Annotated in this window: 13 protein-coding genes; 8 read left to right on the plus strand and 5 right to left on the minus strand. The window is 59.2% G+C overall.

Annotated elements, in window-relative coordinates:
* Nucleotides 1–23 precede the first annotated feature (23 nt).
* On the plus strand, nucleotides 24–698 hold the full coding sequence (locus tag AC0QKW_RS06570; RefSeq protein WP_473150262.1) for a diacylglycerol/polyprenol kinase family protein: 675 nt from the start codon (nucleotides 24–26) through the stop codon (nucleotides 696–698).
* A 126-nt stretch (nucleotides 699–824) separates the two neighbouring features.
* Here AC0QKW_RS06570 and AC0QKW_RS06575 read toward each other — a convergent pair whose 3' ends face one another.
* Together AC0QKW_RS06575 and AC0QKW_RS06580 are read right to left on the minus strand one after the other, a co-directional pair.
* Nucleotides 825–1,139, minus strand: coding sequence for a hypothetical protein (locus AC0QKW_RS06575; RefSeq protein ID WP_473150263.1), 315 nt, complete (start codon nucleotides 1,137–1,139; stop codon nucleotides 825–827).
* 249 nt (nucleotides 1,140–1,388) lie between these two features.
* Nucleotides 1,389–2,504: a CHAD domain-containing protein gene (locus tag AC0QKW_RS06580; protein ID WP_473150264.1), complete on the minus strand. Its 1,116-nt coding sequence runs from the start codon at nucleotides 2,502–2,504 to the stop codon at nucleotides 1,389–1,391.
* Between the two features lie 230 nt (nucleotides 2,505–2,734).
* Here AC0QKW_RS06580 and AC0QKW_RS06585 point away from each other — a divergent pair, with 230 nt between their 5' ends.
* Nucleotides 2,735–3,211: a hypothetical protein gene (locus tag AC0QKW_RS06585; RefSeq protein WP_473150265.1), complete on the plus strand. Its 477-nt coding sequence runs from the start codon at nucleotides 2,735–2,737 to the stop codon at nucleotides 3,209–3,211.
* A gap of 112 nt (nucleotides 3,212–3,323) precedes the next feature.
* Here the strand turns inward: AC0QKW_RS06585 and pip are convergent, their stop codons facing one another.
* Both pip and AC0QKW_RS06595 read right to left on the minus strand, forming a co-directional pair.
* Complete coding sequence (pip, locus tag AC0QKW_RS06590; RefSeq protein WP_473150266.1) at nucleotides 3,324–4,271, minus strand: prolyl aminopeptidase; 948 nt, start codon at nucleotides 4,269–4,271, stop codon at nucleotides 3,324–3,326.
* Nucleotides 4,223–4,552 carry a hypothetical protein gene (locus tag AC0QKW_RS06595; protein WP_473150267.1) on the minus strand — a complete coding sequence of 110 codons (330 nt, stop codon included), beginning with the start codon at nucleotides 4,550–4,552 and terminating at the stop codon, nucleotides 4,223–4,225. The genes pip and AC0QKW_RS06595 overlap by 49 nt, the downstream gene beginning before the upstream one ends.
* A 293-nt stretch (nucleotides 4,553–4,845) precedes the next feature.
* Between AC0QKW_RS06595 and AC0QKW_RS06600 the strand changes: the two genes are divergently transcribed.
* The 5 genes from AC0QKW_RS06600 to AC0QKW_RS06620 all read left to right on the plus strand — a co-directional run bounded on the left by AC0QKW_RS06600 (nucleotide 4,846) and on the right by AC0QKW_RS06620 (nucleotide 9,411).
* The gene (locus tag AC0QKW_RS06600) at nucleotides 4,846–5,769 is read left to right on the plus strand and encodes a hypothetical protein (RefSeq protein WP_473150268.1); all 924 of its coding nucleotides are present in this window, start codon (nucleotides 4,846–4,848) and stop codon (nucleotides 5,767–5,769) included.
* 46 nt (nucleotides 5,770–5,815) lie between these two features.
* A complete protein-coding gene (locus AC0QKW_RS06605; protein WP_473150269.1) occupies nucleotides 5,816–7,411 on the plus strand; it encodes an NAD(P)H-hydrate dehydratase in 1,596 nt (531 codons plus the stop codon).
* Between the two features lie 28 nt (nucleotides 7,412–7,439).
* Nucleotides 7,440–8,045: a rhomboid family intramembrane serine protease gene (locus tag AC0QKW_RS06610; protein ID WP_473150270.1), complete on the plus strand. Its 606-nt coding sequence runs from the start codon at nucleotides 7,440–7,442 to the stop codon at nucleotides 8,043–8,045.
* A gap of 62 nt (nucleotides 8,046–8,107) precedes the next feature.
* A complete protein-coding gene (locus AC0QKW_RS06615; protein ID WP_473150271.1) occupies nucleotides 8,108–8,311 on the plus strand; it encodes a hypothetical protein in 204 nt (67 codons plus the stop codon).
* Between the two features lie 926 nt (nucleotides 8,312–9,237).
* Nucleotides 9,238–9,411, plus strand: coding sequence for a hypothetical protein (locus AC0QKW_RS06620; protein ID WP_473150272.1), 174 nt, complete (start codon nucleotides 9,238–9,240; stop codon nucleotides 9,409–9,411).
* A 107-nt stretch (nucleotides 9,412–9,518) separates the two neighbouring features.
* Here AC0QKW_RS06620 and ileS read toward each other — a convergent pair whose 3' ends face one another.
* A complete protein-coding gene (gene ileS / locus AC0QKW_RS06625) occupies nucleotides 9,519–12,362 on the minus strand; it encodes an isoleucine--tRNA ligase (RefSeq protein WP_473150295.1) in 2,844 nt (947 codons plus the stop codon).
* 431 nt (nucleotides 12,363–12,793) lie between these two features.
* Here ileS and AC0QKW_RS06630 point away from each other — a divergent pair, with 431 nt between their 5' ends.
* Nucleotides 12,794–13,249, plus strand: a complete 456-nt coding sequence (locus AC0QKW_RS06630) for a hypothetical protein (RefSeq protein WP_473150273.1) — start codon at nucleotides 12,794–12,796, stop codon at nucleotides 13,247–13,249.
* The last annotated feature ends 6 nt before the right edge of the window (nucleotides 13,250–13,255 follow it).

Below are 13,255 nucleotides of genomic sequence, written 5' to 3' on the forward strand. Positions count from 1 at the left end.
CCACTATACCTACTTCCCCCGCCATGATCGCTACTGCGCTGGTGCAAATTGGACTGGTAGCCCTCTGGCTAGCCATGGTGGGCGGGGTGGCCGAGGGCCTGCGGCGCTTTGCCCACCATGAGACCGAAATTACCCGCAAAATCGTCCATATTGGGGCCGGACAGGTGATTTTGCTGGCCTGGTGGTTGCGTACCCCCACCTGGATGGGGTTGGCGGCTTCAGTCATCTTCAGCGGCGTGGCTTTGCTGTCTTACCGGTTGCCGATTTTGCCGGGCATTAACGGGGTAGGACGGCACAGTCTCGGTACGTTTTTTTACGCGGTCAGCATCGGTCTACTGACAGCAGCCTTTTGGCCACCAGAGCTGTTTCAGTATGCAGCCCTGGGCATTTTGGTTATGACCTGGGGCGATGGCCTAGCGGCGTTGGTAGGGCAAAACCTGGGCCGTCACCCCTACAAGGTATTTGGCAACCAAAAAAGCTGGGAGGGCAGCCTGACCATGACCCTGGCCAGTTTTGTAGTGTGCCTGCTGGTGCTGGGGTTTACGGCTGGGTTTACCGGGGCGGTGGTGGGGACGGCGGTAGTGGTGGCGATCGCCGCCACCCTGCTCGAAACCCTCTCTTTTTACGGCCTCGACAACCTCACTGTGCCCCTGGGCAGCGCCGCCCTCGCCTACGGACTGATGCTCGGGTGGGGGTGAAGGCAACAATATTTTGCCGGTGGGCAGTGCCCACCCTACAGATTCCTGGGGGAAACACTATTTTAAAATCACCAATCCAAATTCCCCGTCACTCGCCGTACTCCTGCAAAAAGAGCTGAAAATCTCTCATGACTGCTCGGGTTTGTTCGCTGGGGTCGAGTTGATGCCGTATTTGGAGAACAATCCATCGATTTTGGATTCGAGTTCGGCGAGTTGTGCGTTCTTGCTCTTCAGCTCGTTCAGCCTCTGATCTTGATCGTTCAACCTCTGATCTTGCTCGTTCAGCCTCTCCTTGGCCAAGGCGTTCTGTCTCTCGATTTCGACGGTTCCACTCAACGCCGAGATTAACCAGTGCCACCAGGAGAGCTGCCACGGTGAATCGGTTGCTCCAGACGCGGGGCTGGGCGACGAGTTGGAGAAATTGGAAGTCTCGTGCGTCATAAAACCGTAGGAACGCAGCGGCGAGGACTGTCAATCCGGTGGAGGGCAGCAGTGCCAAAAAGTTTAGCCAGACCTGCCGATTTGATAGCGCCATTTCATATATTCACCCTTGATGCCATAGTAGTCCGATTTCGCTGGGGTCATCTCCCATGGGCAACTAGGCTGGCGTTAGGTTGCTTGGCGGCTTCTCAGAACGTCCTGTAGAAAGACGCCAGAGCTTGGCCGTGGAGAAGAGGTTATGCGGTCTGGTTATGCGATCTCTGGGGGCTGCGGTTTTGGCTTTGCCTTTGCCCGAGACGCTTTTGGTGCCACAGTTTTATTTTTAGCAGTGCGGTGGCGTGGCGTGGACTGGGTAGTTTCTTCGTTAGCAGATTTTTCGGCAGTGGCGATCGCGTTTTGCTCTGGGGTGCCGGGGTGCAACAGGGCGAGGCGCAGTCGCTGGCGTTGGGCGGGGTCGAGGTAAAACTGCTGGTGGGTTTGCCACTGCTTCCAGGCGCGATGGCGACTGTCGGTCAGCAGAGTAAAGAGGTGCGGCATTTGGCCTTGGGCCCCGGGCACCACCGATTCGATAAAGGCGGCGAGAACGGTGCTGTCTTGCAGGTCGCCCAGGGTATCTTGCATGGCGCTGAGGCGATCCATGTCAGCATCCAAGACGTGGGGATAGAGGTCAGCGACTAAGCGCAGTTGGTAGCGCACCCGTTTGACCTGCTTGCGCAGGCTATGGAGTTGTGTCCCCTGTGCAGCAATCAGGGCATCTATGGCGGCCTGGCCGAGGCGGATATTGGCGGCCATGCCCTTGGGAGTAGTTTTGGTACCTACCAGCCAGCCGGGGTGAAGCCAGAGCCGGCTGACTAAGGGCAGGATCAGATCGGGTAGCACTTGGTCGGCGGGGAGAGGGGCGATCGCCCCATACACCGGCTTCTCCAGCCATGCCCCCAGGGCCTGTTTGAGATCGCCATAGCGATCGCCCTTCAGCAGCTTTTTCACCTGTTTGACTGTGTGGTGGCGCTGTCGGGCCAGGGTGAGCAGCACCGCGCCCAGGCCATCTTGCTCAGGGTCGGGGAGGTGAGGGGCGTAGCGATCGCACAACGTCGCCCACACCACATCTAGATCTCTCAGGGTACCTAGCTTGCGGGCTACAGCCGCAACCTTGGCTTTGCGCCCAGCCTTGGGCAACTCCAACCCAGGATCAAAAACCTCAATGGCAGTCCGCAGGCGGCGCAGGCCGACCCGCATTTGGTGGAGGTTTTCAGGGTCGGTATCGGCTTTGACAGACTTTTCGTAGGCGATCGCCTGGTTGAGGTATTTGGCGATCGCACCGTGGGCCAGTTCACCTAGGGTAGTGGGCTGCTGTGCCGTGGCCATAGATCTCCCCAACGGAAATAAAATATCGCTACCAGGGCAACTGATTCAGCCGATACTTAACGTTGAGGTCAAGCTGCCAGCTTTTTCAATGCCAACTCAATCATAGGCACCGCCTCTGAGGGGGTGTGCAATCCCAGAGTTTTTCGTAATATCAGGTAGTACAAATTTTCTGTTGACGGCGGTTAGCCAGGCCCAAAAACAGCGTGCCTAAAAACAGCGTAATTAAACCCGTGAACCTCACCCCCCTCGACCTCACCGATCGCGTGCTGACCATGGCCAAAACCGGAGTCTATCGTCAGTCGGTGTTTGAAGCTCTGGGGCCAGTGGCCACCCGGCGGCAGATCCGCGATGCGATCGCTCAAGCCAAGCAGTTTGGCCTCTATACCGTCGCCACCCTGCGCGACGCCGATCTCGGGACCTACTACCAGGTCGACCCCACCAGTTATGCATCCTTTCAAGTCGCCGCCAAAACCCTAGAAGCATCCCTGACCCCAGGCGACCTATCCGAACAATTGGTCACTACTCACCAGGCCCTCCGCGCCATGCTCGCTACCGTTGCCGCCAGCACCCTCAGCCTCGGCGGCCTCGGCGGCTGGTGTTTGCTTGACGGCCACACCCAGCTAGGGCGCGGGCTGTGGCTGGGGGCGCTGGTCGCCGGAGGGCTGTGGGGGGTGCAGCGGTGGCTGGCTCGCCGGGTAGTAGGGTAGGGCCAGAAGGTTGATTAAAGCCCGCTCGCCCACCCCCAATTCGGCAGAGCGAACTGCTAGGCTGCGCCCTACAGGTCTGCCAGGCAGCGATGGGATGGCCGATTAACAGCTGCTACCTACCCGCAAACTCATCCGTTGCCTCAATCAGGGCATGGATAATTCCTGGTTCCATGGCTGAGTGGCCAGCCTCCTGCACCAGCACAAACTGGGCTTCGGGCCAGGCCCGGTGCAGCTCCCAGGCGGTGGTGGCGGGGCAGACCACATCGTAGCGACCCTGGACAATGACACCGGGGATGTGGCGGATGCAATCCACATGGCGAAGAATGTGGTCATCCTGCTCAAAAAATCCCCTATTGATGAAGTAATGGCACTCAATACGGGCAAAGGCGACGGCAAACTCGTCGGCCCCAAAGTGGCGCAGCAGACCGGGATCTTGCACGAGCTTACTGGTGCTGGCTTCCCAGACGGCCCAGGCGCGGGCGGCGGCAAGGCGTTCTTGGACATCGTCACTGGTGAGGCGGCGGTAGTAGGCGGTTACTAAGTCATCGCGCTCTGCCTCAGGAATAGGGGCGAGGTAAGCTTCCCAGGCGTCGGGGTAGAGGTAGCTGGCCCCCTCTTGATAAAACCAGCGAATCTCGCGCTGGCGCAGGGTAAAAATACCCCGCAAAATCAGCCCGCAGCAGCGATCGGGGTGAGTTTGGGCGTAGGTCAGCGCCAGAGTGCTACCCCAGCTGCCCCCAAACACCGTCCATTGCTCAATGCCTAGGTGAATGCGAAGTTTCTCAATGTCGCTGACTAAGGCCCAGGTATTGTTGTCTTCGAGATCGGCATAGGGCAGACTTTTGCCGCAGCCCCGCTGGTCAAACAGCACAATGCGCCAGCGGTGGGGGTCAAAAAACTGTCTATAGGTGGGGTTGGTGCCGCCCCCAGGCCCACCGTGGAGAAACACCACAGGCTTGCCCATGGGGTTGCCCGCCAGTTCTACGTAGAGGCGGTGGCGATCGGAGACGGCTAAATATTCGGTGTGGTAGGGCTCAAGGGGTGGATACAGTTGGCGCATGGCAGTGGGGTGATGCGTCCAGCAAGGTCAGAATGAGCCAAACTATAGCTCAGCCCCCAGGGCTCTGCCACCTCTTGGATGGGAGTAGTAGCCAAACGCGAGGCTGCGATCAACCGCTGAATCGGGTAAATCTGATCGGGGCGGCTGGTGAGTTGTCTGATCCCCAGGGGCTGTCGGCTGCGCCTGGGGTGGGTCTTTACCACCTGCCACTCTCCCGTTTGTGGGTCGCGCTGGGTTGTGAACGGGTTGCTCCTGAGGGGCTTGCTGCAGGGATTAGCCATAGCGCTTACGGGTTGCAGAGATGCCCCTATCGTAAGAAATGACACACTGACTACGGGTGACTCGCAGGCGAGTCTAGAGGTGACCTTGATAGATGATCTAGGTGATCTGGGTCACAGGACTGGCACAAGGGCTGACCTCAAACCGCAGCCACCAGAAGTTTGGGACAAAATGACGCGGTATTTCAAATCTGCGCTAACATCCTCAAGACATATAGAGAGGACGGGCAAAAAATCGTTGATGCTTGACCGTCTGCCGGTTCATCTTTACGCAATGGGCAGTATTCGTGATGGCAATGCAAACTGATTTCGCAAGCGACAAGTTACAGGTAAAGTCGAGCTTTGGCCAGGGTTGGCTCTCGCCTAGATTAGTGACTGGTGCGGCGATCGCAGCCGCGATCACCGGCCTCAGCATCGCCCCCCAGGGGCTGGCTCAAACCTACGATATGGTGCCCCCTCTGCCAGCTGGGGCCATGCCGATACCAGGAGCGGCCCTGCCGCCTGTGCCTACCAGTGGCCAGCAGTATTTGATCTATGTCTCTGACACTAGCGAGGCTACCCTCAGTCAGGTGCGGCTGGTTGAGCCAACGGCCTTTCGCACCACGTTTCAGGGGCGATCGGTGATTCAGGCTGGGCGCTTTAATATGACGGGCAATGCCCAGCAGCGCGTCACCGATCTGGCGGGTCTGGGGGTCAGAGCTGAGATGACCCAGGTGGCGGCAGCGGTCCCCTCCTACGCTCAGGTACCTGCTCTGCCTGCCAATGTCTATGCGTCTAACGGCGATTTGCCGCCGCTGCCCGATGCCGCCTACGGCCCAGGGCCTGGGGTGGCGGCGGTGCCAGTGCCCGCCCTACCGACAACTGTGGCCCAGGTACCTCCCGCCCCTGGCAATGTGGAGTTTGGCCAACAGCTAAACGGAGGCATGCCCCCCGTCCCCAATCCTGGCGCGATGATGCCGCCGCCGGCGTCGGCCCCGCCTAGCCAGTCGTTTGATGCGCCCTATTTTGTGGTGATTCCGACTGATGCGTCTAATTTGGCCAGCCTGAGCAATCAGGTGATTCAGCTGGGTACCCCAGCGGCCCAGGTGCAGCAGCGCACGTCGCCCCGTGGCCCCCATGTGGCCATTGGCCCCTTTACCGATCGCGGTCTAGCCAACCGATGGAACAACTTTTATCGGGAAGCCGGACTCGGCAACAGTCGGGTTTACTTTGAGCGGTAGCACTGGAGCGCTACTGTCTCTGCACTCAAAGGCTCTGCATGCAAACATGAACCTTCAACCCCAGCCCGTCCAGGCCTCTACCCATAGAGCCCTGGACGGGCTTTTTGCTGGCCAGCTCGATCGCGTTGTGACTGCCGAGCAGATGCGGGCGATCGAAGCCCACCTGTTTGCCGAGGGTATGCCCGTAGCAGCACTGATGGAAAAGGTGGCGGGGCGGGTTGCCGCCTGGGTCATGGCTCACTTTCCAGTGCAGGTCTATCCCTGTGTTGGGATAGTGGCCGGGCCGGGCCACAACGGTGGCGATGCTCTGGTGGTGGGGCGAGAGCTAGCGGCCCAGGGCTACCAGGTGCAGGTGTGCAGCCCGATCAGTCAATCCAAACCACTGACCGCTGATCACCTGAGGTACGCACAGTACCTGGGCATTGGCGTTGTCGACACGATGGCGGCACTGGCCCCCTGCGACCTGATTTTAGATGGACTGTTTGGCTTTGGTTTAGAGCGGCCTGTGGCAGGGGCGATCGCGGCTGAAGTCACGGCTATAAATCAGGCGCCATGCCCCGTGGTGAGTATCGACTTGCCTTCGGGGCTGCACACCGACACCGGGGCGGTGCTGGGAGTCGCGGTGCGGGCCACCCACACCCTCTGTCTGGGCCTGTGGAAACGGGCTTTTTGTCAGGATGGAGCGCTAGCTTACCTGGGGCAGTCTCATCTGATCGACTTTGACATTCCCCAGCGGGCGATCGCGGCTGTTTTAGACTCTACCCCACCCGTGGGGCGAGCTACCTCAGCCATGATTCGAGAAAAACTCCCTCTGCCCCGCCAGCCCAATACCCACAAGTATCGCGTTGGGCATCTACTGCTGGTGGCTGGGTCACGGCCCTATGCTGGGGCGGCGCTGCTGGCGGCGCTGGGGGCCAGGGCCAGCGGGGTGGGTATGCTCACTCTGGCCGTGCCCGAGTCACTGCGGCTGATGGTGGTGGCCCAAATGCCAGAGGCGCTGGTGGTGGGCTGTGTAGAGACGGAAGACGGCGCGATCGCCCGTCTGCCTGATGACCTCGATCTCGCTCGCTACAATGCGATCGCCTGCGGGCCAGGGCTCAGCCGCAGCGCCATAGCCCCAGTGCCAGCCGTGCTCAACAGCGCCGCGCCGCTGCTGCTAGACGCCGACGGCCTCAACCTACTGGCAGATCTGGGCGCTACCGCTACCCTGGCCCAGCGGTCGGCCCCCACAGTGCTCACGCCTCACCGAGGCGAGTTTGAGCGGTTATTTCCGGGAGTGCTGGGGGCGGCGATGGATGCCGGGGCCGCGGCTGGGGCAGCAGCTGGGGGCAGCGGGGCCGTGGTGCTGCTGAAGGGCGCTTGTACGGCGATCGCCCACCCCGACGGCACCATCTGGTACGTGCCCGAGAGCACTCCAGCCCTGGCTCGAGGGGGCAGTGGCGATGTGCTGACGGGGTTAATTGGCGGCCTGCTGGCCCAAGGCGATACCTCCCTAGCGGCAGCAGTAGATGCTGCAGTGGTCGGAGCCTGGTGGCACGGGCAGGCGGCTCGGGCGGCGGCAGGCGATCGCACCGATCTGGGGGTCGATGGCACCCAACTGGCCCAATATCTCAACCCTACCCTGGCCCAGGTGTTAGCCTGAGAAACAGATTTTTTTTGGCGCTATCCCTTTGTTTGCTCTGAATTCTCTAACCCTGCCCGAGGGCTTTCGCGAGGGCATTATTTTGCTGGCCTACCTGCTGGCGGTGATGTGGGCACTGGCGATCGCCGATTTTCTCACCGGACGCCGGTTGCTGCCCAAACTGGCGATCGCCCCCCGCAGTTTAGAGGGTATCCCCGGTATTGTGGTCGCCCCACTGCTCCACGGCAGCTGGGGGCATCTGGTCGCCAACTCGGGGCCGCTGGTGATTTTGGGCACCGTGATCTTGCTCCAGGGGCTAGAGGTGCTGGGGCTGGTGACCGCATTTTGCTGGCTGTTTAGCGGCGTTGGCATTTGGCTGTTAGGCCGCCCCGGCACCCGCCACCTGGGGGCCAGCGGCGTGATCTTTGGCTACCTGGGCTATATTTTGCTGCGGGGCTATTTTGAACGCAGCCCAGGGGCGATCGCCGCCGCCGTAGTTGTCGGCCTGCTCTACGGCAGCGCCCTCTGGGGTCTGCTGCCGCTGCAGCGGGGCAAATCGTGGGTGGGCCACGGGGCAGGGTTTGTCGCGGGGGCGATCGTGGCCCGCAAACTCGATATCATGCTGGAATGGGTACGGTACAACTCCGGCTTTTAGGTTCCGCCCAGAGCGCTGGCGCTGCCCCCCTACAGAGCTAAAATTGCCAGTCTAAAATCTCTATGACTGACCCGCCCTCCCACTTCACCCCCGACGAGCTAGAGCGCTGGCGCTTTGGCCTAGCCCAGGCCAATTTGAACAATATTCTCTGCCACTGCCGCGACTGCGACGAAACTTGGATGGCCTCCGACGATGAGCATCTTGTCTGCGTCTGCGGCAGTCGTCGGGTCGAGCATATCTCCTGTTGGCAATTCCCCGACGGTTGATGGGCAGGGGGAAATGAGAGAAGTTGAATTTTTGCAGAGCCTCATCTTCAATGGGGCTTTAGAAACCCGCAGGGCAGAAACCCGGTTTCTGCGTCTAACACCAATCCTGCTCGCCTACCCTCGATTGGCAGGGTGAACTGTGGTTTGCCCCTACAGGTTTGCCCGTAGAAAATCGGGGTTATGGAATCTGGGTTCGGTATAAATAGCTGTGGTGAGCGTTGCGCCCCATGTCAAAGCTGGCGGGCAGCGCCCAACCCTAATCAATTCGCGCCTGGGTTGGGGCGGTATCAAAGCGCAAAGCCGTAAATATAGACCTCTTCTGGTGAAAGACATCCCTAGAATAATGCCATGCCCTGCTCCTGGTCTAATACCAGAGCGGCTCACAAGCACCCATCCTGCCAGCAGGCATGGGGAGATGGCACCAAATCTAAATTGTGTATCCAAGAAAATTTAGAACACATCGACAAGAGAAAATAAGCCGCAACATCTTATTACAGCAGCAGCCAATTAAGGCTTGTCTTGAACATATATTAAATGGCCTCATTACTCCTAGAGGCAAAAGTTCTACCCAGACTTGTCTAAAATCAAAGTTATGCAGCAGAGCTCAATATTTACCAGTCAGTTAAATTAAGTTTTAGCGTCCCTTTTCAAGAGAATTCTAGGCCTTAGATCTGCCAAGCTAAAATATCTAGCATAAGAAACCCATAATAGTCTCGCAAAGGGAAAAGTAAAAAGCCCAAAAGCCTGAATTATTCGCGGGATACGTCAGCTACTGGCTTGGCGTTTTAAACCTTTTTGGTGGTGGGTTGCGATCATTCGCAATTCACTTTTTGGTTTCGCTTAAATCCAGGCTTGCTACTTGATTTAGTCCTTTGGACTGAGTCCGCTATAAAACCCGTCAATAAAATCTAATCGGAGATTTAACCATGAAACTCTTTTTGATTACTGGTTTAATGATGACCTTGGCAACGTTGGCTGTGGCCCCTTTGGCGAGCGCTGGCCAAACTAATATGGAGAATTTAGCCGCCGACTTAAACGGAGATGGAACCGTCACCCTGCTAGAGCTTGAATCATATAATCGCGATCAGCGAGGCAGCTAGTCGTCACAAATCGCCAGACCCTTGTGATTCGAGGGCCTGGCGATTTGCGGTCTACCCAGGTTCAACCTAGCCTACTTAACCTGCTAGGAAACGGGTTTCTAGGTTGATTAAAACGAACCCGCCAGAGCTTCGACGCAGCGATCGCAGATCGTCGGGTCTTCACTGCTCTCGCCCACGTGGGTCGAGTAGTTCCAGCAGCGATTACACTTCGTGTAGGCTTCGCCAACGCACTCCGATATTGGCACCACGCCCACCCCCAGGGCATCGGACTCGCTATTGCACTTCACCCCAGCGAGGGATGCTGGGGAATCCAGCACCTCAACTTGAGATACCAGGAACAGATAGCGCAGTTCATCTACATGGTTGGTGTCGGGGGCGATCGCATTCCCAGGATTCATCGCCGCCAGCGTTTCCCGCAGCTCCGCGTCGGCCACGTACAGCAACGCTTTGGCCTCCAGCGACGAGCCAATATCCTTGGCGGTGCGGGCCTGTTCAAGGACTTTATTTACCTCCTGGCGCACGGTGCGAATCTGGCTCCAGGTTTCGGCCAGTTCCGGCTGCTGCCACTGGTCATCCAGTTTTACCCAGCCCGCCTGGAATACGGACTTATGGGCGGTGGGATAGGGCAGATTTTGCCAGATGTCCTCGGCCATGTGGGAGAGCACCGGGGCGATCGCGCGGGCCAGGGCTTCGATGGCGATCGCCAGCACCGTCTGACAGCTCCGCCTGCGGAACGAATCCGCCGCGCTGATGTACAGCCGATCCTTGGCAATATCCAAATAAAAGTTCGACAGATCGACCGCGCAGAAATTCTGCACGGTTTGGAAGAAGCGGAAGAACTGGTAGGTCTCGAAGGCGTCGGTGATGTCGGCAAACACCTCGGTCATGCGGTGCAGCATATAGCGATCGAGCTCGGGCAGCTGGTCGTAAGGCACCGCATCTTTGGCGGGGTCAAAGTCATTGATGTTGCCCAGCAAAAACCGCGCCGTGTTGCGAATCTTGCGGTATACGTCCGACATCTGCTTGAGAATGTTGCCCCCCAGCGGCACATCGGAGGAATAGTCGACCGACGAGACCCACAGGCGCAGCACGTCGGCCCCATAGGGCGGGTCTGTCTTCTGGTTTTTGCCGCCGTTGATGACGACGTAGGGGTCAACCACATTGCCGATGGATTTGCTCATCTTGCGCCCCTGCTCGTCGAGAGCAAAGCCGTGGGTGAGCACCGTTTTGTAAGGCGCGTGACCATTCACCGCCACGCTGGTCAGCAGGCTGCTTTGGAACCAGCCCCGGTGCTGGTCAGAGCCTTCTAGGTACATATCGACGGGGTAGGCCAGTTCGTCCCGCTGCTGGGCCACCGCCGCCCAGGACGAGCCCGAGTCAAACCACACATCCATGGTGTCGGTGCCCTTGCGGTAGGTGTGGCCGTTGTTGCGGTAGGCCTCGGGCAGCAGTTCGGCCTCGCTCAGCTCCCACCAGGCGTCGGAACCCTTCTCGGCAAAGATCGCCTTGATGTGGGCCAGAGTCTCTTCATTCAGCAGCGGTTCGCCCGTCGCTTCGTCATAGAAAACCGGGATCGGCATGCCCCAGGTGCGCTGGCGCGAAATGCACCAGTCGGAGCGATCGCCCACCATAGAGGTAATCCGGTTCTCGCCCGTGGCCGGAATCCACTGTACCTCCTGGATCGCCTTTAGCGCCTCGTCGCGGAAGCCCTCGACAGAAGCAAACCACTGCTCGGTGGCGCGATAAATCGTGGGCTGCTTGGTGCGCCAGTCGTAGGGGTATTTGTGCACGTAGGGCTCGTGCTTGAGCAGCGAACCCGCCTTCTCCAGCGCCTCAATCACCGCCGGGTTAGCATCCTTCAGCACGTTGAGCCCTTCAAAGGGGCCAGCTTCGGCGGTCATGTCGCCCTTTTCATCCACCGGGCAGAGCACCGGCAGACCGTAGCGCTGGCCCACCTTAAAGTCTTCGTCACCGTGGCCGGGGGCGGTGTGGACTAAGCCCGTACCCGACTCAGTAGTGACGTAGTCGCCGCCAATGACGATGGGGCTGGTGCGATCGAACAGGGGATGGCGGTAGGTGGAATGCTCCAGGGCCGCGCCTTTGATTTCAGCCTTGATCGTCAGCTCAGAGCCAAGGACTTGGGCCATGCGATCGCACAAATCCTTCGCAATGATCAGATACTTAAACGGCGTCCCAGACGCGACCTCCACCACGGCGTAGGTGAGTTCGGCATTCACCGCCACGGCCAGGTTGGCCGGAATCGTCCAGGGGGTCGTCGTCCAGATCGCCACGCCCAGCTCGGCCAGGTACGGTTCCAGCGCCACCTTCGCCTCAGGGGATGCGCTCACCATCGGGAAGGCGGCATAGATGCTGGGGGAGGTGTGGCCCTCGGGGTACTCCAGCTCGGCCTCGGCCAGGGCGGTTTGGGAACTGGGGCTCCAGTGCACCGATTTCAGTCCGCGATAGATGTAGCCCTTCAGGTACATCTGGCCAAATACGTCGATCTGGGCCGCTTCGTACTCGGGTTTGAGGGTCAGGTAGGGGTGTTCCCAGTCGCCCCAGACGCCGTAGCGCTTAAAGCCCTCCCGCTGGCGCTCCACCGTTTTAAGGGCAAAGTCCCGCGCTTTGTAGCGCAGCTTGATCGGCGTCAGCTTCTCCCGCGCCTCGCTGTCCATCGCTTGCAGCACCTTTAGCTCGATGGGCAGGCCGTGGCAATCCCAACCGGGCACGTAGCGCACCTTGCGGCCCTTGAGCAGCTGGTACTTATTAATAGTGTCTTTGAGAATTTTGTTGAGGGCGTGGCCAATGTGCAGGTCGCCGTTGGCGTAGGGCGGCCCGTCGTGCAGCACAAATACCTCGCCGGGGTTGTTGACCGACAGCGTTTCGTAGATCTGGTTCTCGGCCCAAAAGGCTTGAATCTCCGGTTCGCGCTTGGTGGCGTTGGCCCGCATGTCAAAGCGGGTTTGGGGCAGCAGAACGGTGTCTTTGTAGCTTTTGGTGTCTGTCACGGCCTGGGGTTAATTAGGGGTGAAGGATGATTCGGGTTATTATCGCAGATTCGGCCCTGGGCACTGCGCCCAAGCAGCCTCTTCTGGCCGGGTTTCTCTACTACATTAGGCCAGAAGAGGCCCGGTTGCGGGCAATTGGAGCAGGGGAAGGGGATTGCGTAGGGGTGCGATACGAAGATTGGCTGGGGCAAACATTTTGGTTGAACCAGTGGCTGCGTTGACCGTGACCCAAGAACGCGACCCAATAGCGCAACAGTAGAATAGAGATCATCGCCGTCTTCGTTGACCGTTTAGCCATGCCAGCTCAGCCTCAAACCAGACCTCTCGGAGAAATGTTGCAACGGGCAGGGTTGCTCTCCCCGGCTCAGCTTGCTGTGGTGCTTCAGGACCAAAAATGGCAGCCCGATTTGAGATTCGGGGACATTCTGGAACTGCGCGGGTGGGTCAAGCGTGACGCGATCGAATTTTTCGCTGAACAGTGGCCGAAGATTGCCAAGGTGGGTCGCGATCGCCCCATTGGCTATTACTTTCAGCAGGCGGGGCTGTTAGATTCTCAGCAGGTAGATGCCCTGCTGCAAGAGCAGGCGCAGGCGGGTCTGAGAATTGGGGCGCTGGCGGTCTTGCACGGCTGGCTCTCTCAAGAGACGCTGGATTGGTTTCTGCGATCGCTGGCCCCGGAGGAGTCGGCGGCGTCTGCATTTATCAAGCGGAAGCAGGTAAATGAGCGCGATGCCGCTCACACGCCAGCCGGCCAGCCCAAGACGGTCACAAGCCCCTCTGCTCAAGCGCCAACCAAACCCAACTCGGATGATGTTTCCTGGGTGGGTTAACCGAGA

The sequence above is a fragment of the Pseudanabaena sp. PCC 9330 genome, assembly GCF_055795045.1.